This is a genomic window from Streptomyces melanogenes (assembly GCF_014649795.1).
GTDB lineage: Bacteria > Actinomycetota > Actinomycetes > Streptomycetales > Streptomycetaceae > Streptomyces > Streptomyces noboritoensis.
The window spans coordinates 48,777-74,030 of record NZ_BMTS01000004.1 but is presented as its reverse complement, the minus strand read 5'-3'; the positions used below and the strand labels follow the sequence as shown (position 1 = coordinate 74,030).

Here is a 25,254-nt window from a genome sequence, read left to right as displayed (position 1 = left end):
GCCGGCGGCTTCCGGTTCCGGGCGGCTCTTGTCCGGGAGTGAACAGCCTTTCACACGGCGTTCAACAGCTGGTCACCAGGTGTTGGTCGAATCCGGTACCTGACGATCATCACCATGATCCCCATGTCGTTCACCCCGTACAACTCACCGGCACCGGGCGGCGCTCGCGTCGCACGGTGCAGACCGTCGCCCGCCGGGGCGGTCGCAGGGCTGCTCGCCCTAGCCGTCGCGGCCGTCTCCCTCCTCCTCGCCGCGCCCGTTTCGTACGCGAGCGGCCCGCTGGCGTCCTCGCGCGCCCTCGTCGGCGCCGAGCAGGTGCTGTTCCGCTCCGGTGTGGGCGGCTACGGCTGCTACCGCATCCCGGCGCTTGTGAAGACGAAGGCGGGCAGCCTGCTCGCGTTCGCGGAGGGGCGCAAGTCGCCGACCTGCGCCGATCGCGGCGACATCGATCTGGTGATGCGCCGCTCCACCAACGACGGCCGCACCTGGGGCCCGGCCCGTGTGGTCCTGGAGGGCAGCCCCACCGACGGCACCGAGCCCTTCACCCGGGGCAATCCGGCGCCCGTGGTGGACCGCGAGACCGGTGCGGTGTTCCTGCTGACCACCTCCAACGAGGAGACTCCCACCGGGCTGCGGCTGCCGTGGGTGCAGCGGAGCGACGACGACGGGGTGAGCTGGAGCGCGCCCAAGGCGCTGCCCACGTACACCGGCGCCAACAACGGCTGGTTCGCCACCGGCCCCTCGCACGGAGTCCAGCTGACCGAGGGCGCGCACGCCGGGCGTCTGGTGGTGGGCGCCCACCAGAACCCCGACTCCACGACGCGTTACGCGGGCGTTCTCTACAGCGACGACCACGGCGCCACCTGGCAGGCGAGCTCCACCGCCAACTCCTACGTGGCGGGCGCGGTCAAGCCGGGCGAGGTCTCGGTGACCGAGCTGCCGGGCGGCAGCGTGTATCTGGCCGCCCGCAACGAGATCGGCGGCAGCGCCAACCACCGCACCCGCGCGGTGAGCACCGACGGCGGCACCACGGTCCCCGCCTCCACGGTCATCCCCGGTCTGATCACCCCGGAGGTCCAGGGCTCGGCGCTCACGCTGCGCCAGACGTATCAGCGCACGCCCGGCGACACCATGGTGTTCTCGGCGCCGTCGGACGCGTCCGACCGCAAGCTGATGAAGATCCGTTACTCCACCGACCAGGGCACCACCTGGACGGCCGCCTCCAACGGCCTGATCAGCAACGACCGGGCCTCCTACTCCGACCTCGCCGAGCTCGACACGGGTGAGCTGGGTCTGATCTACGAGGGCGGCCCGACGAACTCCGCCGACGAGATCCGCTTCAACGTGACCACGCCGGGCGCGCTGGGGATACCGGGCACGTTCGCGGGCAAGGGCTCCCCGCAGAAGAGCCCGACGGCGGGCCGCACCAGCCCCGACTCCGGTCCGGACGCCAACGACGCCTACCTCCAGGGCAACGCGGCCCTCGGCAGCGGCCGGTTCGGGCAGGGCCTGGTCCTGGACGGCACGGGCGACTACGCCGATGTGCCGTACGGCAAGACGATCGACCCGGGTGCGGGCGACTTCACGTACTCGATGTGGTTCAAGTACGCGGCGACGACCGCGAGCAAGCAGCAGGCGCTGTTCTGGGCGTACGGGCAGGGCAGCACCAAGCCGCAGGTGTGGCTGCGTTCCCAGCCCGCCGACGACCGGCTGTACGCCTGGGTGCAGGGTGCGGGCGGCGGCGCCTGGCTGACGCTGACCGACCCCTCGTCGGCGGTGGCGTTCGGCGACGACCAGTGGCACCACGTGGCGCTGATCCGCTCGGGCACGCAGATCCGCCTCACGGTCGACGGCACGGTCACCGGCACGGCGACGGGCGTGTCCGGCTCGGTGACGGACGCGCCGCAGAACGGCGTCGAGGGCATCCGGATCGGCGCCAAGTCGGACACCGGGGTGAGCGACGCGTTCGGCGGCGTCATCGACGAATTCCGCGTCTACCGCTCGGCGTTGACGGATGCGGCGCTCACCCAGGTGCGCGCCAACGCGACGGAGCTGGACACGGAGGCCGCCACGCGCTCGATGGGGGCTCGGCTGCCCTTCCAGGTGATCGACACGGCCGTCGTCCCGGACCGGCGCCGCATCACCATCGAGGACGACGTCTCCGGCCACTGCGCCAGCGGCACCCTGCTGGGCGGTGTGCCGACCCTGCCGACGGGCCGGATCGGGTCGCTGGCGGCGACCGTCGACAGCACCCACCCGGGCACGGAGACCGGCTTCTCGCCGACGCTGGACGTCGGCGCGGGCGACTTCACGTACAGCCTCTGGTTCCGGTACGCGGCGGGCTCCACCACGCCGGACCAGGCGCTGGTGTGGGCGTACGGGACGGGGAGCAGCAGTCCGCAGCTGTGGGTGCGCGCCCAGCCGTCGCAGGACCGGCTCTACGCCTGGGTGCAGTCGGACGCGGGCTCGGTGGCCGTGGCGCTGCCGGACACCACGTCGACGCGGTCGTTCGGCGACGGCCTCTGGCACCTGATGACGCTGACCCGCTCGGCGGACAAGGTCTCGCTCGGCGTGGACGCCCGTACGCCGGTCACGGCGAGCGGTCTGACCGGCTCGCTGACGCCCGCGCAGGGCAGCGGCCAGCAGGGGGTGCGGGTCGGCTCCAAGCTCGACAACACCAGTGTGTTCGACGGTGACGTGGACGAGTTCCGGATCTACCACCGGGCGCTGACGACGGCCGAGGTCTCGACGGTGGCAGGTTCCACGGCGGGATCCTCCGGTTCCTACCCGGCCGATCTCCCGGCGCTGTGGTGGTCGTTCGAGAACCAGTACACGGGCGCGAAGGACGTAGTGCGCCCGGCGGCGGGTCCGGCGACACCGGACTCCACGGTCCACTGCGGCCACGGTTTCGTGCGCGGCGGCGCGGCGAGCGTGCCGGGCAGGTTCGGCAACGCGCTCGCCTTCGACGGTTCGAACGACGCCGTCGACCTGCCGTACGGCGCGGCCACCGCACTCGGCTCGGCGGACTTCACCATCAGCACCTGGCTCAAGTACTCGGCCACCGTGAGCAGTCCGGACCAGGTCCTGGTGTGGGCGTACGGGACGGGCGCCTCGGAGCGGCAGATCTGGCTGCGGGCCCAGCCCGCGCAGGACCGGCTGTATGCCGCATTCGAGACGGACACGGCGACCACGGTGGTGGCGGCGGTGGACGGCTCGGCGGCGGCCGGCTTCGGCGACGGGGCCTGGCACCACGTGGCCCTGGAACGGGCGGACGGCCAGCTCCGGCTGATCATCGACGGGCAGACGCTGGGCAGCGCGGCGGCCCCGGCGGGCTCGGTGACGACGGGCGACACCTACGCCGTGGACGGCTTCCGCCTCGGCGCCAAGCCGGACGGAACGAATCCGCTGACGGGCGCGCTGGACGAGTTCCGGATCACCCGCAAGGCGCTGTCGGCGGACGAGCTGACGACGCTGCGCACGGACAACAGCCTGCCGGGGACGGCCACTTCGACGTGGTTGCCGTTCCAGGTGATCACGGGATCGGAGTTCGCACGTATGTAACCCCTGCGGCTCTGTAGCCTGGAGTTACGTAAGGGGTGGCCGTCCGTCGCACTTCGCGGTGGGCGGCCACCGGCGCGAGTGGGGAGCGGCGGGATGACCGATGGACGACTGCGCAACGCCGCGCAGACCAGGGTCGAGGAGATCCTGGACGAGGTGACCGCGTCCGGCGAGGAGACCGGCGTCCAGGTGGCGGCCTACCTCGACGGCGAGCTCGTCGTGGACACGTGGGCGGGCCTGGCCGACGTGGAGGCCGGGCGGCCGATGGACGCGGAGACGCTGGTGCCGTCGTGGTCGACGGGGAAGGGGATCGCGGCGGCGCTGGTGGCGGTGCTGGTGGACCGGGGCATGGCGGACTACGACGCCCCGATCGCCGCGCACTGGCCGGAGTTCGCGGCGTATGGCAAGTCGGAGATCACCCTCGGCCAGCTGCTCTCGCACTCGGCGGGTCTGCCCCAACTGCACCCGGAGGTGACTCCGGAGGAGTTGTTCGACGTGCCGTCGGTCGGGGACTGGCTGGCCGGGCAGGCGCCGCTGTGGGAGCCGGGCACGGCGAGCGGCTACCACGGCTGGACGTACGGCGTGCTGCTCGCGGAGACCCTGCGCCGGGCCACGGGCCGCCCGTGCGACGAGCTGCTGCGGGAGGAGTTGGCGGGGCCGCTGGGGGTGACGGACTCGCTGCTGTTCTCGGTCCCGGACGAGCTGGTCGACCGGTTGGCGACGTGCTACGACGGCGGCTGGTCGGCGTACCTGGACGGTATGCCGCCGGACTCCCCGTTCTTCACTTTCGCGCCCCGCCCGGTGCTGCCGGTGGCCTCGCTCGCCAACCGGGCCGACTTCCGCCGGGCGGCGCTCCCGGCCAACGGGACGATGACGGCCCGCGCGGCGGCCAAGGTGTACGCGGCGCTGGCCTGCGGCGAGTTGGACGGCGTACGCCTGGTGTCGGAGGCCACCTTGAAGGAGGCGACGGCCCCGAGGACGAGCGGCGAGGACCGTTCCCTGGGCTTCCCGCTCCTGAAGGGTTACGGCTTCATGCTGGGCGGCGCGGGCTCGGTGGTCCGCTCCCCCGACGGCGGCTTCGGCACCAACGGCTCGGGCGGCAGCGCCGCGTCCGCCGACCCGGCCCACCGGTTCTCCTTCGCGGTGACGAAGAACCGGATGAGCCTGAACGGGTTGGACAAGCGGTTGTTCCGGGAGGTGCGGGAGGTGCTGGGCATCGGCGGGGTCAGCGGCTCGTGAACTCCCGCAGGTCGGCGGTGAGCCGGTCCGCGTGGGTGACGAAGAGACCGTGCCCGGCGTTCTCGTACACGAGGTACGTGCTGTCCGGGATCAGGCGGGCGGACCGCTCCCCGGTGAGGGCGATCGGGGCGGAGACGTCATGCGTGCCGTGGATGACAAGGACAGGGACGTCGATCTTGGTGAGTTCGGGAGCGACGTTCAGAGTGACGATGAGGTCGCCGAGGGCGCCCGCGGCGCGGGCGGTCGCGCCGGTGCAGCGGTGCTCCCAGTACTGGACGTGGGCGGGCGAGACGTCGTTGCCGGGCCGGTCCAGGGCGAAGAATCCGGCGGCGCCGTCGGCGAAGAAGGCGGGGCGGTCCTTGCGGAAGACCTCGTTCCCGGCCTCGATGAGGGCCGGGTCGACGCCCTCGGGGTGGTCGGCCGAGCGGGCCGGGCCGGGCGCCATCCCGGCGACCAGGGCGACCCGCGCCACCCGCCCGCTGCCGTGCAGGGTGAGGTAGCGGACGACTTCGGCGGTGCCGACCGAGTGGCCGACCAGGGTGATGTCGGTGAGGTCGAGGTGGTCGAGGAGCGCGCCGACGTCTCCGGCGAGGGTGTCGAGGTCGAACCCGTCCCACACGTCGTCGGACCGCCCGTGCCCGCGCCGGTCGAGCCCGACGCACCGGTAGCCCTCGGCGGCCAGCGGGAGCATCTGGAACTCCCACATCTCCGTACCGAAGTAGGAGCTGTTGACGAAGACGAGGGTCCGGCCCTCGCGCGGCCCGTAGTCGACGTAGTGCAGGCGGGTGCCGTCGGTGCTGGTCTCGAAGTACGGCATGGCGCTTGGATCCTCCCCGTCGGCGACCGCCTCGGTCGGCGGTGCGTTGTGTGATCGATGGTGCGGGGAGCGGGGTGGGTTGGTCGATTACCTGGTGGGTAATCCCGGGCCGCCGCCCGTCAGGCTGATCGTTTAGCCTGACGGTGTGAACGACACCGTGGCGGGGACGCAGGGGTACGGCGCGGACGCCGACGCGCTGGCCGAGCAGTACGAGAGCGTGACCTTCGAGGAGGTCCACGGCGGTCTGCTGCACCTGTATCCGACGACGCCCGTACGGGCTCTGGACCTCGGCGCCGGAACGGGGAGGGACGCGGCGGCACTGGCCCGCCTGGGCCACACCGTCACGGCGGTCGAGCCGACCCCCGAACTCCGCCTCCGTGGGCGGCGGTTGCACCCGGAGCCCGCCCTGACCTGGGTGGATGACGCACTGCCGGACGTGCCGGTGCTGACCGGGCGCGGCGAGCGGTTCGGGCTCATCCTGATCACTGCGGTGTGGATGCACTTGGACGCCACCGAACGCGCCCGGGGCATGCGAGCCGTCACCGCCCTGCTCGCACCCGGCGGCATCCTGGCGATGACCGTACGCAGCGGCCCGGTGCCGCCCGGGCGGCGGATGTTCGACGTACCGGAGGCGGAGACGGTGGCGTTGGCGAAGGCGGCGGGGCTGCGGGTGGCGCACCAGGGCGGCCGCGTGGATCTGCACGGGCGCCCGGGGGTGCGGTGGTCGGAGCTGGTGTTCACCGCGCCCCGGCGGGCGTGAAAATCGAGTCCGCCACGCTCTGCCTCACGTTGGAAGTGGCTTGCACAAAGCGACTCTCCTACCGCCAAGACCTATACCAGGTAGGTTCCGGCAACTCCCCTCGCAGCACGGAACGTTGCCGTACGCTCAGATGGTGCCAAGCACACGAACACCTTCTCTGCTCGTCACGCCCGAGCACCGGGCTCGGGTGGAACGCAGGAGGCGATTCGCATGCACGGGCACTGGGGAAAGTTCGTCCACTGGTTAAGTGTACGTGACCTGACGCTCGTCATGACCGGAGCAATCACGTCCGGACTGGTGACGAGGGTGTTGGACGTGCTCCTGTAGCTGGCGATCATGGTGATCTCGACACCGTGATCGCCAGCCGATCAGGGGTACAGCCCGACGGCCCCGGGGAGGCGCCGCAACCAGGAACCCCTCGGGGCCTACGCGCGCGGGGCCTGCGCGAACGATGCGCGCTGTACCATTCCGCGCTCTCTTCGAGAGTGTCACATCCCAACCCGTCACGCCGCCAGTTCTATCAACTCTTATGTGTCAGTCGGCGATGCTCCCGAGCGGCCCTCGCACCTCGGCACCCGTACGATCAACAGCAGGCGCCTCGACGCCGATCTGACCGATCCTGCGCGGCGGGCAGGCTGGATGGCCCTAGATCGTGGGAGTCGTCGATGAAGAGGACGCCGGATCGGACGGTGGCGGTGCCGCCGCGGCCACGGCCCTGACCCGGCGGGCCGACCGGGCAACGGCGCCCTCCAGCGTACGGCCCGGCATCCGGGCCAAGCCGAAGATGACGGCGAGTGAGACGGACGGGGCGCCCACGGCGAACGTCGCCACCAACGGCTCGCCCCGGTCAAGGGCGTACCTGGCGAACAGGAGCATCCCGCCGACCGAGGCTAGGGCGAACAGCTGGCCCAGGGCACGCTGGACGACACCGGCCCAGGAGAGCAGCCGACGATGCCGTTCGTCGGCGCGGAACTCCTCCCAGATCTTCTCGGCGATCCCGGGCTGGACCGCCTCCCACTCCTTGGCCACCTGCGCGTCCCAGCGCGGTCCCGGCCCCGAGTCCCGTGCCGCCATCACGTCTCACTCCCGAGGACGGGATTGGTCCCCAGCACGGAGCCGGTCGCCTCGCTTCCGAATACCGGACCCGCAGCCACTCGCAAGTACTCCACGAGCAGCCGCCGCAGCCACGACAGCCCTTCGGGGGCCTGGGCATGGCCTCGGTCGTCCGCCTTGCGCAGCCACATCGCCGCTTCCAGGAGAGCGCCCTCCTCCCCGAGCAGCAGTCCCAGGTCGAAGGCGGCCTCCGCACTCCCCCGTTGAGCCGACCTGCGCCACCAGTGGACCGCTCGGGACGTGTCCCCGCGCCCCAGCCACAGAAACCCCAGCAGCAAGTCCGCTTCCGCGACGCCCAGCTTGGACGCCTCTTGCCAGACGTCCTGGGCCTCGTCGGCCTTTCCCGTCCGCGATAGTACGAGTCCGAGGTCCTTGCCCGCCGCCGCGCGGCCGTTCCGGAAGGAACGCCTCAACTCCACGACCGCCTCGACGTGGTAACCCGTTTCCGCGAGGGCAACGCCCAGATAGTGCATGGCCGTCGGGTCTCCCCGGTCGGCGGCACGACGCCAGTGGCACAGCGCCTCGGCCTTGGCACCCGTCCGGTAGCGAAGGACTCCGAGGTCGGTCAGCGCACGCAGGTCACCGGCTTCCACCAGACCACGCAGCAGCTGCTCGCCCTCCGCCGTAAAACCCTCCCGCACGCGCCGCAGGGCCATCCGGTGCACTTGCTCCGCCGTGAGCTCGGGTGGCGTGCCGAGCTGGTCGTACGCATGGGAACAGTGCCGGTCGAGGCGTGCGAAGAAGTCCTCGTCGGTGGCTGGCTCGGTCACCCCCGGGTGCCCAGGCGCAATGACGTCGAGGGCGCCGTTCAGGAGGGTTCTCCACGCCATCCGGCTCACCCCCTGATGTCAGAGCACACCATCAACTCTACGGTGATCGGGGTGAGTTCGTCAGATGCCCGGAGATTCACCGAAGGCACGGCTGCCCCGGGGACGGAGCCGGAACCGCGTGTGCACCACGCCCCGGGGCAGCCCGCGCTCAGCCGGTCGCCACCCCCGCCAGCGCGCTCCTCGCCGCCGCCACGTTCGCCTCCGCCTTCAGATACCCGTGGTCGAGCAGCCACTTCACATTGAGCTTCTGACCCGCGCCCGGGTCGACGAACGACGGGTCCAACTTGATCTGTTCGCCGCCGCCGCGCTGCTCGAACCAGGGCGCGATCCGGCCCTCCCAGACGGTGAAGCTCTTGGTGACCTCGTACGAGTGGTACGCACAGGGGTACGCCGCCTCGCGCGTGATCAGGCTCTGCGGCGGCAGCGCCCGGCGGGCGTAGCTCGCCCCGGCCGGGGCGAGGAAGGCGCCGTACTCGGAACCGAAGCGGTCCAGGTCCTCACCCACTCGCAGCCGTACCGCCCGCTTGTCGAGGCTGCCGTCGGGGCGGTTGGCGAAGCCGTCGTTGGGCGGGTACTTCCAACTGCCCGCCGTGGGGTCCCAGTAGGTGGCCAGGAACGCCGTCGCGCTGAGGTGGCCGGTGCGGTGGTAGCCGAGGACCAGCGGGCCGACCGGGGCCTGCCAGGGCTTCGGCAGGTACTGCGGGCCGAGGCGTTCGTCGCCCTGGTACGTGCCCGAGCAGGCGGCCGGGGCCACCGGTTGCGACGCGGCACCCGCGCTTGCGGCCGTGCCCCGGCCGGGCTCCGCCGCCTGCGCCGGCGCCGCGCCGAACAGGACCGTCGCGAACAGCGCCGCGCCCGAGGCGCCCGCGCCTATGAGGACCCGCAGCCTGCTGAAACGTTTCACCGTATGAGCCATGTATGCCTCCTGAGATGTGATGGCGCCTCACATCTAGTGGCGTCGCGATCAGTTGGACGCCTCGTACGCGCAAGTAGGCCGAAAGATCGCCCGGCGCGGCCGGAAGCGCACTGTTGTGCCCTTGAAGTGGGGTGTGGTGCCCGGCGGCACGCGAACCGCAGGCCCTCTCGGGTACTTGACGCGTGCTCCCCGAGGCGCTTTCATCCAGCCAGTGCGGGGCCCACGCGGCCCGGCGCTTCGAGAGGTGTGCCCAGCCGGTAGCGGACCTTGACCCGGTCCCGAGTCCGGCCCGAGTCGCCAGGACGTGTGTCCCGCGTCCGAGGCGGGGCGCATCCGCGAAGGGATGGACGACCATGCCCGCCGGTCAGGACCGCAGCAGCAAGCCCCACCCCGCCCCGGGCCTCCCGCGCCGCCGGGTCCTGCGCACCGGGGCGGGCGTCGTCGCCGGGGCCGCGACCCTCCCCCTGCTCGACGCCTGCGCCGCGACCACCTCCGACGGGGTCGGCGCCGACGGCCGGGTCACCATCGAGATGTGGCACGGCCAGAACGAGATCGGCGCCAAGGCGATCGAGGCGCTCGCCGCCGACTTCAACCGCTCGCAGTCCCGCATCCGGGTGAACGCGAGCGGCGGCGGCGTGGTCGCCGACGCCATGCTCCAGAAGGTGACGGCCGCGCTCGCCGCCGGTGCCTTCCCGGACATCGCGTACATCTTCGGCTCGGACCTCGCCAGCATCGCCCGCAGCCCCAAAGTCGTCGATCTGACGGGCGTGATGCACGACGGCGACCCGCCGTGGAACGGCTTCTGGCCCTCCGTCCGGGAAGCCGTCACCCTGCACGGCAAGGTGCGGGCCGCGCCCTCACTGCTCGACTCGCTCGCTGTCGCCTGCAACACCAAGCTCTTCCAGCGCGCCGGAATCCCGCTGCCCAAGCCCGGCTGGACCTGGCTCGAGTTCGTGGCCACCGCCAAGAAGCTCACCGACGCCGGACACGGCGTCTTCGGCACCGCCTGGCCCGGCGCGGGCGACGAGGACACCGTGTGGCGGCTGTGGCCCATGGTGTGGGACCTCGGCGGCGACGTGATCGCCCCCGACGGCAAGAGCATCGGCTTCGCCGACGCCGGGAAACGGGCCCTGGAGACCGTGGCCCAACTGGTCGCCGACAAGAGCGTCTACATCGACCCCAAACCCGGCAGCGAGCAGATGTACCAGGTGTTCACCTCCGGCCGGATGGGCATGGTGATCACCGGCCCGTGGCAGCTGCCCAACATCGTGGAGTCCAAGCTGCCGTACGACGTGGTGCCCATGCCCACCTACAGCGGGAAGCCGCTGACCATCTCCGGGCCCGACACCTGGACCGTCTTCGACAACGGCAAGGCGCGCTCCCGGGCCGCCGTCGAGTTCGTGCGCTGGCTGATCGCTCCCGCGCAGGACGTGCGGTGGGACATAGGGGGCGGCAGTCTGCCGCTGAGCAGACAGACCGAGGCCGAGAGCGCCTGGCAGCGGCACTCTGCCGACACCGTCGGCCTCCCGGTGTTCACCAAGGCCCTGGAGACCGCCCGGGTGCGGCCCATCCACCCCGCCTATCCGCAGATCTCCCAGGCCACCGGCGAGGCCGTGGTGTCCGTGCTGCTCGGCCGCGCCTCCCCCGCCAAGGCGGTGCGCCGGTGCGCCGACAAGGCGGACGCCGCCCTGCTGATTCCCCGATGAGGAGGGTCGTCGTGGACCGAGGATCCCGTACGGGCGCACCCCGCCCGCTCACCCTGGCCCCCGCCGACCGGGAGCCCGCCGAACGGCGCCGCGCCCGGCGCCGGCGGGCGCGCGGCGAGCAGGCCACCGCCTGGGCGTTCATCACCCCGTCGGTCCTGGTGATCCTGGGGCTGAGCGTGGTGCCGGTCGTCTGGTCGCTGCTGCTGTCGTTCCGCGCCGACGACCTGGTCACCCCCGGCCGCTGGGTCGGCCTCGACAACTACCGGGCCCTGTCGAAGGACCCGGGCTTCCGCAAGGCCGTCGAGAACACCGTCACCTACGCGGGCCTGTACGTGCCGCTGAGCCTGGCCGGCGGGCTCGCGCTGGCCCTCGCGCTCAACCGGCGGATCCGGTTCGTCGGCATCTACCGCACGCTCGTCTTCATACCGTTCGTCGTCTCGGCCGCCGCACAGGGCGTGCTGTTCTCCTTCATCTTCGACCCGCAGTTCGGCGCGGCCAACTCGATCCTGCACAAGCTCGGCGTCTCGCCGCAGGGCTTCCTGACCGACCCCGGCCAGTCGCTGTACGTCCTGCTCGCGATCTCGCTGTGGAGCGGCATCGGGTTCTGCGTCGTCGTCTTCCTCGCCGCGCTCCAGGACGTACCCACCGAACTCGTCGAGTCCGCGCGCCTGGACGGGGCGAACCGGGCGCAGGTCCTGCGGTACGTGACGCTGCCGACGCTCGCCCCCGTCACCGCGTTCCTGGTGCTGTGGCAGCTGATCACCGCGCTCCAGGTCTTCGACCTCGTGTACGTGACGACCAAGGGCGGGCCGCTGGAGTCGACCACGGTCATCGTGTACTTCGTCTGGGAGCAGGCGTTCCGCACGTTCACCGCGGGCTACGGCGCCGCCGCCGCGTACGTCCTCGCCGTCGCCCTGCTGCTCGCGGGCACGGCGGTGACGCTCTACCGCCGCCACCGGGAGCGCACCACCGGCGCCGCTCCCGGACTGCCGCGCGTGGAAGGAGTGGCCCGATGACCGCGTCCACCATGGTCACCGAGGGCGCCGCACCGGCGGCGGCCCCGGCGACGCGCACGACCAGGCGGCGCCGGCTCCCCTTCAGTCCCTGGCACTTGCTGCTCGCGCCGCTGTCGCTCTGCTTCGCGCTGCCGCTGGTCTGGCTGGTGCTCAGCTCGTTCATGACCAACGCCGAGATCAACCGGTTCCCGCCGGCGCTGTGGCCCAAGGGGATCGACTTCGGCGGGTACCGCTATGTGCTGGGCAACGCGATGTTCCCGCGCTGGTTCGCCAACTCGTGCATCGTCTCGACCGTCGCCGTCGGCTCCAACCTGGTGCTGGGCGCGCTCGGCGGCTACGCCTTCGCCCGGATGCGGTTCCGGGGCTCGCGGGCGCTGCTCGCGCTGATGCTGGCGACGATGGTGATCCCGTTCCAGCTGACGATGATCCCGACGTTCCTGGTGATGAAGTGGCTGGGGCTGATCGACACGCTCGGCGCGCTGATCGTGCCGTCACTGGTCACCCCGTTCGCGGTGTTCCTCTTCCGGCAGTTCTTCCTGGGGCTGCCCAGGGAGATGGAGGAGGCCGCCTGGATCGACGGGTGCTCACGGCTGCGGGTGCTCTTCTCGATCGTGGCGCCGCTGGCCAGGCCCGCGCTCGCCACGGTCGCGGTGCTGACCTTCCTCGCCACCTGGAACGACCTGTCCTGGCCGCTGATCGCCATCAACCACGACACCCAGTACACCCTCCAGCTGGGGCTGACCACCTTCCAGGGACAGCACCACACCCAGTGGGCGGCGGTGATGGCGGGCAACGTCATCACGGTGCTGCCGGTGCTGCTCGCCTTCCTGTTCGCCCAGCGGACCTTCATCCAGTCGTTGACGTCGAGCGGGCTGAAGGGCTGAGACGAGCCCAGCGGTTGAGGCGGGCCGGGTGCCCGGCCCGCCGACGCCACCGCTCCCCCGACACCCCGTCACTCGACTTCCCCGGACCAGAAAGCCCTTCGCCATGCCTTCACCACCCGCGCCCGCGCCCTCTTCCCGCCCCTTCGACCTGCTCGTCGTGGGCGACGCCAACCCGGACGTGGTCCTCGGCCCGGTGCCGCGCGACCTCGCGTACGGCCAGCGCGAGCAGCTGGTCGAGCGCGCCGACCTCGTCCTCGGCGGCTCCGCCGCGATCATGGCGTGCGGCGCGGCCCGGCTCGGGCTCCGCGTGGCGTTCGCGGGCCGCGTCGGCGACGACCCGGCGGGCGCCTTCGTGCGTACGGCCCTGACCGCGCGCGGAGTCGACACCTCGGCCCTGACCACGGACCCCGAACGGGCCACTCCGCTCACCGCCGTCCTCACCCGGGGCGCCGACCGGGCGATCCTCACCGCGCCGGGATGCCTGACCGCGACGGGGCCCGGTGACGTCCCCGAGGAGCTGCTCGCCCGGACCCGGCACGTCCACGCGGCCTCGTTCTTCCTGATGCCGCGGCTCGCCGGGGCGCTCGCCGAGGTGTTCGCGCGGGCCCGCGAGCTCGGCGCGACCACCTCGCTCGACACCAACGACGACCCGTCGGGCCGCTGGGACCCGGAACTGCTCGACCCGGTCCTGAAGGTGACCGACCAGGTGCTGCCCAACGCGGCCGAGGCGCGCGCCCTGACCGGGGTCGCCAAGGGCGTGGCCGAGGCGGCGGCCACGCTGGCCCGGCGCGGCCCGCTCGTCGTGGTCAAGAACGGCGCCGAGGGCGCACTGGCGCACGACGGGACACGGGTCACCACGGCTCCCGCCCTGCCCGTCGAGCCGCTCGACACGGTCGGGGCCGGGGACAGCTTCGACGCCGGGTTCGTCGCCGCCGTACTGCGCGGGCTCGACCTCGCCGACGCCCTGGCCGTCGCCACCGCCTGCGGCTCGCTGTCCACCCGCGGCCGGGGCGGCACCGCGACCCAGCCCACCTGGGACGAGGCCGTCGCCCGCGTTCCCGACCCGGGCCCCACCGGAGGCACGGGGGTTTCCGCATGACCGAGCCGACCACCGACACGACTGGAGTGACCGAGATGGCCGAACCGGCCGAAGTGAAGATCGCCTTCATGGGCGCGGGCAGCGTGGTGTTCACCCAGGGGCTGCTGGCCGACCTGTTCGCCTTCCCCGAGTTCACCCGGCTGCGGATCGCGCTGCACGACATCGACCCCGAGCGGCTGGCGACCGCCGAGGCGGCGGCCCGGCACATCGCGGGGACGCTGAAGGTCGCCCCCGTCATCACCGCGCACCCCGACCGGCGCGGCGCGCTCGACGGCGCGCACTTCGTCGTCAACACCGTCCAGGTCGGCATGAACGCGGCGACCCGCACCGACTTCGCCGTCCCCGCCCGCTACGGGCTGCGCCAGACCATCGGGGACACGCTCGGCGTCGGCGGCATCTTCCGCGCCCTGCGCACCTTCCCGGTGCTGCGCGGGATCGCCGAGGACATGGCCGAACTCTGCCCGGACGCCTGGCTGCTGAACTACACCAACCCGATGGCGATGAACCTCCTGTATCTCCACCGGATCGCCCCCCGGCTGAAGGCGGTGGGGCTGTGCCACTCGGTGTACTGGACGATGCACGACCTGTCCGAGCTGGTCGGCGTGGACTTCTCCGAGGTGTCGTACCTGGCCGCCGGGATGAACCACCAGGCGTGGGTGCTGCGCTTCGAGCGCGACGGCCGGGATCTGCACCCGCTCCTGGACGCCGCCATCGAGAAGGACCGCGAACTGCTGCGCCGCGTCCGCGTGGACATGTACCGCAGGCTCGGCCACTACCCCACCGAGACGAGCGAGCACTCCTCCGAGTACGTGCCGTGGTACCTGCACCACGACAGCGAGGTGGAGCGGCTGCGGCTGCCGATCGGCGCCTACCTCGACATCATCGAGGACAACACGGTCAGCTACGAGCGCACCCGCAACGCCCTGGCGGCGGGCCGGCCGCTGCCGGTCGAGGGGACGATGGAGTACGCCCCGCAGATCATCCACAGCGTGGTGACGGGCGGCCCTCGCACGATCTACGGCAATGTGCCCAACCACGGCCTGATCGCCAACCTGCCGGACGACTGCGTCGTCGAGGTCCCGTGCCTGGTCGACTCGCAGGGCGTGCAGCCGACCAGGGTGGGCCCGCTCCCGCCGCAGTGCGCCGCGCTGAACCGTACGTACGCGAGCGTCACCGACCTGGTGGTGCGGGCCGCCACCGAGGGCGAGCCCCGGCATGTGCGGCACGCCGCGATGACGGACGCGGCGACCGCGGCCACGCTGCCGGTGGAGCGGATCTGGGACCTGTGCGACGACCTCGTACAGGCCCATGGGGAGCTGCTCCAGCCCGAGTTGAGGGTGCTGCTCGGGCACTGAGGGCGGTGCCTCAGTACGCCGCGGTGAACCTCGTGCGGTGGTGGCGGGGCTGCTCGGCCTCGTCGAGGAGCGCCACCGCGAGGTCCTCCATCGAGATCGCGGACTCGCCCCGGTCGTCGACCAGGAGCTCGTCGGCGCCGAGCCGGTAGCGGCCGGTGCGCTCGCCCGGCTCCAGGAGCGCGGCCGGGCTGAGGTAGGCCCAGTCGACCTCGGTCTCGGCGCGCCAGACGGCGAGCTGCTCGGTGCACGCCTGCGCGATGGGCCGCCAGTCGGCCGGGAAGTCCGGGTCGTCGACGACGGTGGCGCCGTTGCCGCCGGGCAGGGTCAGGGTGGCGGCGCCGCCGACGACCAGCACCCGCACGCCGGTTCCGGCGAGCCCGGCCGCCAGCGCCTTGGTGACGGTGACGAGGTCGCCCTCGCTGCCCGGTGCGGGCCGGGTGGCGCTGATGACCAGGTCCTGTCCGGCACTCAGCTCGGCTATGTCCTCGACGTTCTGCGCGTCGCCGGTACGGGCGGCGGCGGCCGGGTGGAGCTCGGGGAAGCGGGCCCGGTCACGCACGACGGCGGTGACCTCGTGCCCCCGGGCGACGGCCTCGGCCACGACGCGGCTGCCGACGTTTCCCGCGGCTCCGAAGACGGTGATGCGCATGGGTGTCCGCTCCTTCTGTCCGTCCGGTCGCGCCGGAAGGTTTCTCTTATCACTAAGAGAAAAGTATCTCACCGCTAAGAGATTGGCTAGTCTGGATCCGTGACCGACCATGTGGACCTCCTGCTCGCGCAGTGGGGCGAGCGCCGCCCCGACCTCGACGTGTCGCCGATGGCGGTGATCGGGCGGCTGAAACGGCTCTCCCGGCTGATCGAGGCGGAGCTGCGCCGCACCTTCGCCGAGCACGGCCTCGACCCCGCCTCCTTCGACGTGCTCGCGACCCTGCGCCGCAGCGCCCCGCCCCATCTGCTCACGCCCGCCGAGCTGATGCGCTCCGCGATGGTCACCTCGGGCGCCGTCTCGCAGCGCCTGGACCGCCTTGAGGCGCGCGGCCTGGTGACCCGCTCCCCGAGCCCGAGCGACGGCCGGGTCGTCGAGGTCGCCCTCACCGCCGAGGGCCGCGCGCTCGTCGACCGGGCGCTGCCCGACCATCTGGCCACGGAGGAGCGTCTGCTCGCGGCCCTCGGTACGGACCGGCGGGACGCGCTCGCGGACACCCTGCGCGAACTCCTCGAATCCCTCGGGGACGGCGTCGACTGACCCGGCGGCCGCCGACCCCCAGGGCGGCGGATGGAGTACGGCCGACGGGCGTGGGCACGCGCTGGAGGAGACAGTGGACACGGCGTCGGCCCGCACGGGCACAGCTCCCGGGCGCGGAGCCGACGCCCCGCCCACCGGCCCGGAGCAGGGCCGGAGCACCCCAGGAGTCTCAATGCCGGAGTCAAGCGGCTTGCGTGACCGGCGGAGCGGGGGTGAAGACCCGTCCGTCACGCAGCAGCGCCCACAGCACGCTGGCTCGTCGGCGGGCCAGGGCGAGGACGGCCTGGACGTGTTTGCAGCCTTCGCCACGCTTCTTGAGGTAGAAGTCCCGGTTCGGTCCCTCGCGGATGATGCTGGTCTGCGCGGACAGGTAGAACACCCGGCGCAGACGGCGGCTGTAGCGCTTGGGCCTGTGCAGGTTTCCGGTCCGCCGTCCGGAGTCACGCGGGACGGGCACGAGCCCGGCCGCCGACGCCAGGTGGCCGGCGTCGGCGTAGGCCGACAGGTCGCCGACGGCGACAACGAACTCGGCGCCGAGTATTGGGCCCATGCCGGGCAGGGACTCGATGATCACCGCCTGCGGATGGCTTCGGAACGTCTCGCGGATCTGCAGGTCGATCCGCTTCAGCCGGTCATCCAGAGCCAGGATCTGTGTGGCCAGGTCGGCCACGATCTGCGCGGCGACATCCTCGCCGGGCAGCGCGGTCTGCTGGGCCTGGGCCGCTTCCAGTGCGGTCGCGGCGACCGCGTCGGCGCCGCGCACGCTGCGGTTGGCCAGCCAGGCCGTCAGCCTCGCCCGGCCGCGGCGACGGATCGCGGCCGGCGTCTGGTAGCCCGTCAGCAACACCAGCGCACCCTTGTGGGCCGAGTAGTCGAAGGCTCGCTCCAGTGCCGGGAAGACGCCGGTCAGCACGTCACGCAGGCGGTTGATCATCCGCACCCGGTCGGCCACGAGGTCGGAGCGGTGAGCGGTCAGCAGAGCGAGGTCGGCGGCCAGCTGGGCGGGCACGTCGATCGTGGCGAAGTCGCGTCGGTGACGGGCGGTCTCGGCGATGACGTAGGCGTCGCGGGCGTCGGTCTTCGCCTCGCCCCGGTAGGCGCCCGACATGCGGTTGACCGTGCGTCCGGGCACGTAGACGGCCTGCTGGCCGTGCGCCGCGAGCAGGGCCAGCAGCAGCGCGGACGACGTCCCGGAGATGTCCACCGCCCAGTTAACCTGGTCCGCCAGGTCGAGGATCTCACCGAGCACGGTCAGGATCGCCGACTCGCCGTTGTCGACCTTCTTCGACCACAGCGTCGCGCCGGTCTCGTCGACCACTGCCACCCAGTGGTGGCCTTTACCGGCATCGACACCGGCCCAGACCCGGGCTTTCCGCTTGCTCACTCGCCCTCCTCGTTCCGCACAGCGTGCCGTCGGCCCGAGGAACACCCCGCTGTCATCTCCGTAATCAGCGACCGCAAGAAGCGCGCACATCTCAATCAGCAGCCAGGGCGCCCAAGAGAGCCGGACGGCCACTCCTAGGAAGCCACTGAAGGCAAGACCCGATAAGCCACATCCGGCCCTCCCGGGCCACCCAACAACTTACGGAGGTCCGATGACCCAGCCCCCGTACCCCGATCCGAACCCGCCGACGCCGGGGCCCGCTCCGGGCCCGACCCCGGGACCGCCCACCCCCCGCCCGCCCGATCCGGTGCCGCCGACGCCCACGCCGAAGCCCGGCCCGCCCGCGCCCGGACCGGGACCGCTACCGGGACCCCTGCCCGTACCGGAGCCGGATCCCGTGCCCCACCCGCCGGGGCCCGACCCCGTACCGGAACCGATGCCCTCGCCCGGTCCGCTGACGTAGACCGGAGCGCGGCTACATCCCGCCCGCCACCCGCATCACCGTCCCCGTCGCGTACGACGCGTCGGGGGAGAGCAGCCAGGCGACCGCTCCGGCGATCTCGTCGGGGTGCCCGGCCCGGCCCATCGGGATGGTGCCGGCGAGCTTCGCGGGGCGCTCGGGGTCCTCGTGGAAGCCGGTCCAGATGATGCCCGGCGCCACGCAGTTGACCCGGATGCCGTCGGCCGCGACCTCCTTGGAGAGGCCGACCGTCATGGCGTCGACGGCGGCCTTGGTGGCGGCGTAGTGCACGTACTGCCCGGGGCTGCCCAGGGTGGCCGCGGCCGAGGAGATGTTGACTATGGACCCGCCGCCGCGCGCCGCCATGTCGCGCACGGCCCGGCGGGCGCAGAGCAGATAGCCCAGTACATTGACGTCGATGGCCCGGCGCATCCCCTCCGCGTCGGCGTCGGCGAGACGGCCGTTGGGGCCGCTGACCCCCGCGTTGTTGACCAGCCCGGTGACCGGGCCGAGTGCGGCGGCGGCGTCGAAGAGCGCGTCCACGGAGGCCTCGTCCGCCGTGTCGACCGCCACGGCCAGGCTCTTGCGGCCCGCCGCGCGCACCTCCTCGGCGACGGCTTCGGCCGCCTCGGCGTCCGAGCGGTAGCCCACGACCACGTCGTGGCACTCGGCGGCCAGCCGGGCGCAGACCGCGGCGCCGATCCCGCGACTGCCGCCGGTGACGACGGTGACGAACCTCTGCTCCACAACGAACCTCCGGCGCTGGACGGACGGCCGCTCCAAGGCGGCCACTCCGAAAATGGAAGTGATCTTCCACCATCGTAGGATCCGGCACTGACGACGCCCCAGGAGCCCTGCGCATAAAGGGCTGGAGCGCACTTGGCGGGAATCCGTTGGATGCTGGCACTCCCGCCACTTCTCCGGTGTCCGAGCACGCCATAACGTCGGCCGGGGCTCCCGTCCGGGGGCTCTCACGCCCGTACGAAAGCGCTCATCCCGTGACGAAGTTCCTACTCACCGTGCACATCCTGGCCGCGATCCTCGCCGTCGGACCAGTGGCCGTGGCCGCCAGCATGTTCCCGCCCACCGTCCGGCGGGCGCTGGCCGCGCCCGGCGACGCGCAGGCGCTGGCGTCGGTGCGGCTGCTGTACCGGATCTGCCGGGTCTACGCCGCCGTGGGCGTCGCGGTGCCCGTCTTCGGGTTCGCCACGGCGAGCAACATGCACATCCTCGGCGACACCTGGCTGATCGTCTCGATCGTCCTGACGACGCTCGCGGCGGGCGCGCTCATCGCGCTGATCCTGCCCCGGCAGGACGCGCTGCTCACCGAGCTCGACGCGGCCGCCACGTCCGCGCAGTCCGGGCCGGTAACCAGCGTCGACGCGCGCCGGACCGTCCGACTGGCCATGTTCACCGGGGTGTTCAACCTGCTGTGGGCGGCGGTGACCGTCCTCATGATCCTGCGGCCCGGCTCCACCACCGGAGGCTGACGGCCGCGCACCTTCGAGCGAACGTTTCCGGCCGCCCGGGTGCGCCCCGCCGACGCACCCGGGCCGGGTGGGGCAGGCTGGAGGGCGAGAACCCTCGGCAAGGGAGGACGCAGTGGCTCTGAAACCCGGAGACGGCGGCTCGGTGGAGATCAGCCCGACCGGCTGGGTGGCCGAACAGGCCCAGCTGTACGAGGAGTCGGGCGGCACCAAGGGAACGACCCTGCACGGCGCGCCCTGTCTGCTCCTGGACTACGTCGGCCGCCGCACCGGCGCGGTGCGCCGCACCGTACTGATCTACGGGCGCGACGGCGACGACTACCTGATCGTGGCCTCCAAGGGCGGGTCCGACGACCATCCGCTCTGGTACCTCAACCTCGTGGACCAGCCGGACGTCAGCATCCGGGTCGGCACCGAGCGGTTCCCGGCCCACGCCGAGACCCTCTCCCCCGAGGAGAAGGCCCGGGTGTGGCCGCACCTGGTGGAGGTGTTCCCGCCCTACGCGGACTACCAGAAGAAGACCGAGCGGGACATCCCCGTCGTACGGCTGCGGCACACGGACCGCTGACGGCCGCGCCCATGGGTGGTACGGCACGGGGATCCGCGCCGTACCACCCGCGCGGCGTCAGTCCTCCAGCGAGATGGCCTGCACCGGGCAGGCGCGGGCCGCCTCGCGGACCATGGGGTCTCCCCCGCCGTCCGCGCGCCCCGGCAGCAACTCGCTGAACCCGTCGTCGTCCTGGGTGAACACGCCCGGCGCCGTCAGGGCGCACTGCCCCGAGCCGATGCAGCGGTCCCCGTCGATGCTGATGTTCATGTGCTCACTCCACTACCAAGTGACGGGGAGTTCCAGCATTCCCTGGAGGGTGTCGCCCGGTTTGAACGGAATCCGGTCGGCGGGCGCCGCGAGCCGCAGCCCCGGCAGCCGTGTGATGAGGGCGCCCAGGGCGATCTCCATCTCGGCCCGCGCCAGGTTCTGCCCCAGGCACTGGTGGATGCCGAACCCGAAGCCCACGTGGTGGCGGGCCGAGCGGTGCCAGTCGAGCACGTCGGCGTCCGGGTAGACCGAGCCGTCCCGGTTGATCAGGGAGGTGGCGAGCACGACCCCTTCCTCGGCGCGGATCACGGTCCCGGCCACCTCGATGTCCTCGGTGGCCACCCGCAGCATGCCGTCGGCGATGGAGAGGAACCGCATCAGCTCCTCGACCGCCGCCGGCATCAGCGACAGGTCCGCCCGCAGCTCCTGAAGCCGTTCGGGGTGCTCAAGCAGCGTGAAAGTGCCGAGCGACAGCATGTTGGCAGTGGTCTCGTGTCCGGCGACCAGCAGCAGCACCGCCATCCTGACCAGCTCGGTGCGGTCCATGCCGCCGGTGCGCAACTGGTCCTCGATGAGCTCGTCGAGCAGCCCGTCGCCCGGCTCGCGCACCTTGTGGTCGATCAACTTGCCGAGGTATCCGTCCAGTTGGTCGCGGGCGTGCTGGGTGTCGGCCGGTTCCGGACCGCGCAGCAGCCGCCGGGACTGCTCCTCGAAGAAGTCGTGGTCGTCGTAGGGAACGCCGAGCAGCGCGCAGATCACCATGGACGGCACCGGCAGCGCGAACGCGGTGACCAGGTCGGCCGGCGGCCCCGTCGCCACCATGGCGTCCAGCAGGCCGTCCACGGTCCGCCGGATCATCGGGCGCAGGGCGGCGGTGCGTTTGAGGGTGAAGCCGGGGATGACCTTGCGGCGCTGGGTGTTGTGCTCGGGGTCGTCCACGCCGAGGAGTTCGGTGCGGCGTTCGTTGAGCGCCGCGAACCGCTCGGTGGTCGTGGGGAAGGCCGGGTGGAGCCGGTCGGAGGAGAGGCGCGGGTCGACGAGCAGCGCCCGTGCCTCGGCGTGGCCGGTCACGAACCACGCGGTGCGGCCGTCGAAGAGCGTCACGCGCGACAGCGGGCTCGCTTCCCGCAACGGCTCGTAGGCGGCGGGCGGCTGATAGGGGCAGGTGCGGTCCTGGGGGAAGGAGACAGATTCGGTCATGGGTGAACCTCGCAAGCGAAGAGTCCGTCTTGCCGATCTCCATTACATGCCCAAGGCAGCTAAGTACTCTACGCAGAGTTCGGCCGAATCACCCGTGCGGGACGATCCGGCTGATTTCTGCCGCATTGGGCCGTCTCGCCCCGAGTGTGCATGAGAGCCTGGGGAGCCCAGCACCACGAGCGCAGGGCGGAAGGGGGTCCCGCATGGCAGTCACGGCCCGGGAACTGGTGGAGCGGATCACGGCGGAACTGGCGCCCGCGAAGGACGCCAACCGGCTGGTGCCGAGGATCGCGAACGGCTCGGCCACGGTGCACGCGCTGGCCGCGCTGGCGCTCGAACAGCACCATGTCATCGCCTCCGACCTGCGCGCCTTCGCCTTCCTCGCCGACCGGTCGGCGGGCGCGGGCAACTCCGCCTGTGCGGAGTTCTTCGGCTCGCTCGCGACCGGCGAGACGCTCGCCCAGGAGCGGCTCGGCGCGTACGCGGCGGCCTGCGGCCTCGACGCGGACGACGTGGAGCGGTACGAGCCGCTGGCCGGCTGCCAGGCGTATCCGGCCTATGCGGCGTGGCTGGCACTGAACGGCGAGCCGCCCCTGGTGGCCCTCGCGCTCACCGCCAACTTCGCGGCGTGGGGCGGCTATTGCGCCACCGTGGCCGAAGCGCTGCGCGGCCGCTACGGCTTCTCCGACGAGGCCTGCGGCTTCTTCGACTTCTTCGCCGAGCCCTCGCCCGACCTGGAGCGCCAGGCCCTCGCGGCCGTCGCCTCGGGCGTGCGCACGGAGGCCGAGACCGCCCTGGCCCGCCGCTACGGCAGGCTGCTGCAGACGTACGAGGCGATGTTCTGGAACACGCTCGCCGACCGGTGACCGGGCGGGCGGTGGCACCAGTACCACCGCCGATCGGGGTGCCTGCGGGATCGATCGCGAACCGCCCCCGGCAGGAGGATCGCAGACGACCGATCCACCCCGACGGGGAGTACGACATGAGCACGTTGAGCACGTTCCGCAACGCCACCCGGTGGTCCGTCGCCGCCGCGGCCGGACTCCTGGTGGCCGCCGCGCTGCCGGCCGCCACGGCCCACGCCTCGGCACCCCCGGGAGGCGCCGCGCGCGTGCCCGACCGCTATCTCCAGCAGCGCCTGGACTGGCGGCCCTGCGACTCGGGCGCGTTGGAGTGCGCGGCCATGGCGGTCCCGCGCGACTGGCGCCACCCCGGCGCGGGCCCGGACCTCACCGTCGCGGTCTCCCGCCACCGGGCGACCGGCCCCGGGCCGCGCAAGGGCGTCCTGATGATGGCGGCGGGCGGCCCGGGCGCCTCGGGCCTCACCCGGCCGACCGGCCTCGCCGCGAACGCGCCGAAGGTGGCGGCGGCGTACGACATCGTCGGCTTCGACCAGCGCGGCGTCGGCGCCAGCACGCGCGTGGTCTGCTCGGACCAGCCGACCGTCGACTCCTTCTTCACCAGCGGCGACCTGAGGGACCGCACCTCCCCGGCGATCCGCCAGACCTTCGCCCGAGCGCGTGCGTTCGTCCGGGACTGCGAGCGCAACTCCGGCGATCTGCTGCCGTACATCACCACCGACCAGGCCGTCCACGACATGGACCTGTACCGCGCGCTGCTCGGCGTGGACAAGATCTCGTACTACGGGCCGTCCTACGCCAGCTTCCTCGGCGCGTACTACGCCACCGAGTTCCCCGGCCGGGTGCGGCGGATGGTCCTGGACAGCATCGTCGACTTCAGCGGCTTCTGGCAGTCGTTCCTGACGGGGCAGCCGCTCAGCTTCCAGCGCCGGTTCGAGCAGGACTTCCTTCCGTGGCTGGCCCAGAACGACGCCGTCTACCACCAGGGCCGCACCCCGGCCGAGGCGAAGGCGAGCTACGAGCGGCTGCGCCGGGCCCTGCACGACCGCCCGCTGGAGCTGGAAGGCACCACCGTCAGCGCCAACAGCCTCGACGTCGCCGCGACCGACGCGATGTACAACACCGGGCGCTTCGGCTCATTCGCCGCCGCGCTCGGCGTCCTGGAGCACCCCGACACGGCCGCGCCCGCCGCCCGCAAGGCCCTCGCCCAGCGCCTCCAACACGCCATGGGCGCGGACTTCTTCGCCGACTTCTTCGCCGTGACCTGCGCCGACACCCCGTGGAACCGCGACAGCGGCCACTGGGTCCGCGAGAGCGCCGAGGCCACCCGCACCCACCCGCTCGCGGGCGCCCGGGAGTTGACGTTCGCCTCGATCTGCGCCTCCTGGCCGCGCTCGAAGGCGCCGCACGTCGAGGTCACCGGCAAGGGCCTGCCGCCCGTGCTGATGCTCAACTCCACGCACGACCCGGCCACCCACTACGAGGGCGCCCTGCGCGCCCACCGCGCCCTGCCCACCTCGCGCCTGGTGACGGTGACCGGCGGCGGCGACCACGGCCAGTACCTCGACGGCAACGCGTGCGTGGACGGGCTCGTCGAGGGCTACCTCCTCGACGACCGGACCCCGGCGGGCGACACCAGCTGCCCGGCCACTCCCCTGCCGGCGCCCGCGGGGCGCCGGTAGAGACGACGGGTCGACACACGCATCTGGCCATCACCGGCCCCAGGGCCCACCATGCTCCCGGCCACCCGGCCGTCACCACCGTGATCCGCGACCCCGTCGCGGAGTGAGGGAGACATCGTGCTGTCCATACGCCGTAGAGCAGTGTCCTTGGTGGTGACGCTGGCGGCCGCTGCCGCCGGGCTGGGAATCGCCCCCGGACCGGCGGCGGCCGCCCCCGCCCACACCCCGGTGATCTTCGTGCACGGCTACAACGCCGACCCCGGGGTCTGGGGCGGGATGCGCGACGACTTCAAGGCGGCCGGATACACCGACGCCGAGCTGTTCTCCTGGGGCTACGACACCGGTCAGTCCGTCAACGAGGTGCTGTCCGGCCGGTTCGCCGCCTATGTGGACCAGGTCCGCGCGCGGACCGGCGCGGCCAAGGTGGACGTCGTGGCCCACTCCTTCGGCAGCCTGGTGACGCGCTGGTACGTCAAGTTCGGCGGCGGCACCGCCACCGTCGGCCACTGGGTCTCGCTCGCCGGGCCCAACCACGGCACCTCCACCGCCTGGGCCTGCGCGCTGTGGTCCCAGGCCTGCCGCGACATGACCCCGGGCTCGTACGTCCAGAAGCGCCTGGCCGAGGGCGACGAGACGCCCGGCGCCGTCCAGTACGCCACCTGGTGGTCGAACTGCGACGAGGTGATCAACCCGGACAGCAGCGTGCCGCTGACCGGTGCGGTCAACAACCCGGCGGGCTGCCTGAAGCACAACGACCTGCTCGGCGACGACGCCGTCTCGCAGGGCGTGCGCGCCTTCCTGGCCCGCTGAGCGTGACCTCCGCCA

Annotated in this window: 23 protein-coding genes; 14 read left to right on the top strand and 9 right to left on the bottom strand. The window is 72.2% G+C overall.

Annotated elements, in window-relative coordinates:
* Positions 1-123 precede the first annotated feature (123 nt).
* Entirely contained in the window at positions 124-3,561 is a 3,438-nt protein-coding gene (locus IE252_RS10310; RefSeq protein ID WP_190089049.1) for a sialidase family protein, read from the top strand.
* A gap of 93 nt (positions 3,562-3,654) precedes the next feature.
* The gene (locus tag IE252_RS10305; protein ID WP_190089048.1) at positions 3,655-4,797 is read left to right on the top strand and encodes a serine hydrolase domain-containing protein; all 1,143 of its coding nucleotides are present in this window, start codon (positions 3,655-3,657) and stop codon (positions 4,795-4,797) included.
* Here the strand turns inward: IE252_RS10305 and IE252_RS10300 are convergent.
* Positions 4,784-5,614, bottom strand: coding sequence for an alpha/beta fold hydrolase (locus IE252_RS10300; RefSeq protein WP_190089047.1), 831 nt, complete (start codon positions 5,612-5,614; stop codon positions 4,784-4,786). The genes IE252_RS10305 and IE252_RS10300 overlap by 14 nt on opposite strands.
* A 145-nt stretch (positions 5,615-5,759) precedes the next feature.
* Between IE252_RS10300 and IE252_RS10295 the strand changes: the two genes are divergently transcribed.
* Positions 5,760-6,374 carry a class I SAM-dependent methyltransferase gene (locus IE252_RS10295; RefSeq protein ID WP_190089046.1) on the top strand — a complete coding sequence of 205 codons (615 nt, stop codon included), beginning with the start codon at positions 5,760-5,762 and terminating at the stop codon, positions 6,372-6,374.
* A 645-nt stretch (positions 6,375-7,019) separates the two neighbouring features.
* Here the strand turns inward: IE252_RS10295 and IE252_RS10290 are convergent.
* The 3 genes from IE252_RS10290 to IE252_RS10280 form a co-directional block, all read right to left on the bottom strand.
* Positions 7,020-7,448 (bottom strand): hypothetical protein, encoded by a 429-nt coding sequence (locus IE252_RS10290; RefSeq protein WP_190089045.1) that lies wholly within the window; start codon positions 7,446-7,448, stop codon positions 7,020-7,022.
* Complete coding sequence (locus IE252_RS10285; protein WP_190089044.1) at positions 7,448-8,257, bottom strand: tetratricopeptide repeat protein; 810 nt, start codon at positions 8,255-8,257, stop codon at positions 7,448-7,450. Before IE252_RS10285 ends, IE252_RS10290 begins: the two co-directional genes overlap by 1 nt.
* A gap of 208 nt (positions 8,258-8,465) precedes the next feature.
* Positions 8,466-9,233, bottom strand: coding sequence for a TNT domain-containing protein (locus tag IE252_RS10280; RefSeq protein WP_190089043.1), 768 nt, complete (start codon positions 9,231-9,233; stop codon positions 8,466-8,468).
* A gap of 353 nt (positions 9,234-9,586) precedes the next feature.
* Between IE252_RS10280 and IE252_RS10275 the strand changes: the two genes are divergently transcribed.
* From IE252_RS10275 to IE252_RS10255, 5 genes are all read left to right on the top strand, one after another.
* Positions 9,587-10,939 carry an ABC transporter substrate-binding protein gene (locus IE252_RS10275; protein WP_190089042.1) on the top strand — a complete coding sequence of 451 codons (1,353 nt, stop codon included), beginning with the start codon at positions 9,587-9,589 and terminating at the stop codon, positions 10,937-10,939.
* Positions 10,936-11,955 (top strand): carbohydrate ABC transporter permease, encoded by a 1,020-nt coding sequence (locus tag IE252_RS10270; protein WP_190089041.1) that lies wholly within the window; start codon positions 10,936-10,938, stop codon positions 11,953-11,955. The genes IE252_RS10275 and IE252_RS10270 overlap by 4 nt, the downstream gene beginning before the upstream one ends.
* Positions 11,952-12,839 (top strand): carbohydrate ABC transporter permease, encoded by an 888-nt coding sequence (locus tag IE252_RS10265; RefSeq protein WP_190089040.1) that lies wholly within the window; start codon positions 11,952-11,954, stop codon positions 12,837-12,839. Before IE252_RS10270 ends, IE252_RS10265 begins: the two co-directional genes overlap by 4 nt.
* A gap of 103 nt (positions 12,840-12,942) precedes the next feature.
* Complete coding sequence (locus tag IE252_RS10260) at positions 12,943-13,938, top strand: carbohydrate kinase family protein (protein ID WP_190089039.1); 996 nt, start codon at positions 12,943-12,945, stop codon at positions 13,936-13,938.
* Entirely contained in the window at positions 13,935-15,293 is a 1,359-nt protein-coding gene (locus IE252_RS10255) for an alpha-glucosidase/alpha-galactosidase (RefSeq protein WP_229848190.1), read from the top strand. The genes IE252_RS10260 and IE252_RS10255 overlap by 4 nt, the downstream gene beginning before the upstream one ends.
* A 10-nt stretch (positions 15,294-15,303) precedes the next feature.
* On the opposite strand, the gene IE252_RS10250 is transcribed toward IE252_RS10255, so the two are convergent.
* Complete coding sequence (locus IE252_RS10250; RefSeq protein WP_190089038.1) at positions 15,304-15,942, bottom strand: NAD(P)-dependent oxidoreductase; 639 nt, start codon at positions 15,940-15,942, stop codon at positions 15,304-15,306.
* A 99-nt stretch (positions 15,943-16,041) separates the two neighbouring features.
* Here IE252_RS10250 and IE252_RS10245 point away from each other — a divergent pair, with 99 nt between their 5' ends.
* Positions 16,042-16,539 carry a MarR family winged helix-turn-helix transcriptional regulator gene (locus tag IE252_RS10245; RefSeq protein WP_190089037.1) on the top strand — a complete coding sequence of 166 codons (498 nt, stop codon included), beginning with the start codon at positions 16,042-16,044 and terminating at the stop codon, positions 16,537-16,539.
* A 181-nt stretch (positions 16,540-16,720) separates the two neighbouring features.
* On the opposite strand, the gene IE252_RS10240 is transcribed toward IE252_RS10245, so the two are convergent.
* Both IE252_RS10240 and IE252_RS10235 read right to left on the bottom strand, forming a co-directional pair.
* On the bottom strand, positions 16,721-17,923 hold the full coding sequence (locus IE252_RS10240) for an IS110 family RNA-guided transposase (protein WP_190089036.1): 1,203 nt from the start codon (positions 17,921-17,923) through the stop codon (positions 16,721-16,723).
* Between the two features lie 475 nt (positions 17,924-18,398).
* A complete protein-coding gene (locus tag IE252_RS10235) occupies positions 18,399-19,130 on the bottom strand; it encodes an SDR family NAD(P)-dependent oxidoreductase (RefSeq protein WP_190089035.1) in 732 nt (243 codons plus the stop codon).
* Between the two features lie 251 nt (positions 19,131-19,381).
* Here IE252_RS10235 and IE252_RS10230 point away from each other — a divergent pair, with 251 nt between their 5' ends.
* Positions 19,382-19,873: a DUF2269 family protein gene (locus IE252_RS10230; RefSeq protein WP_190089034.1), complete on the top strand. Its 492-nt coding sequence runs from the start codon at positions 19,382-19,384 to the stop codon at positions 19,871-19,873.
* A 112-nt stretch (positions 19,874-19,985) separates the two neighbouring features.
* A complete protein-coding gene (locus tag IE252_RS10225) occupies positions 19,986-20,438 on the top strand; it encodes a nitroreductase family deazaflavin-dependent oxidoreductase (RefSeq protein ID WP_190089033.1) in 453 nt (150 codons plus the stop codon).
* A gap of 57 nt (positions 20,439-20,495) precedes the next feature.
* Here the strand turns inward: IE252_RS10225 and IE252_RS10220 are convergent, their stop codons facing one another.
* Together IE252_RS10220 and IE252_RS10215 are read right to left on the bottom strand one after the other, a co-directional pair.
* Positions 20,496-20,687: a ferredoxin gene (locus IE252_RS10220; protein WP_190089032.1), complete on the bottom strand. Its 192-nt coding sequence runs from the start codon at positions 20,685-20,687 to the stop codon at positions 20,496-20,498.
* A gap of 12 nt (positions 20,688-20,699) precedes the next feature.
* The gene (locus IE252_RS10215; protein ID WP_190089031.1) at positions 20,700-21,887 is read right to left on the bottom strand and encodes a cytochrome P450; all 1,188 of its coding nucleotides are present in this window, start codon (positions 21,885-21,887) and stop codon (positions 20,700-20,702) included.
* Positions 21,888-22,090: 203 nt separating this feature from the next.
* On the opposite strand from IE252_RS10215, the gene IE252_RS10210 reads away from it, so the two are divergent.
* The 3 genes from IE252_RS10210 to IE252_RS10200 all read left to right on the top strand — a co-directional run bounded on the left by IE252_RS10210 (position 22,091) and on the right by IE252_RS10200 (position 25,239).
* Positions 22,091-22,753: a transcriptional regulator gene (locus IE252_RS10210; RefSeq protein WP_190089030.1), complete on the top strand. Its 663-nt coding sequence runs from the start codon at positions 22,091-22,093 to the stop codon at positions 22,751-22,753.
* Between the two features lie 116 nt (positions 22,754-22,869).
* On the top strand, positions 22,870-24,429 hold the full coding sequence (locus IE252_RS10205) for an alpha/beta hydrolase (RefSeq protein ID WP_190089029.1): 1,560 nt from the start codon (positions 22,870-22,872) through the stop codon (positions 24,427-24,429).
* A 141-nt stretch (positions 24,430-24,570) separates the two neighbouring features.
* Complete coding sequence (locus IE252_RS10200) at positions 24,571-25,239, top strand: esterase/lipase family protein (protein WP_444545949.1); 669 nt, start codon at positions 24,571-24,573, stop codon at positions 25,237-25,239.
* Positions 25,240-25,254: the final 15 nt, after the last annotated feature.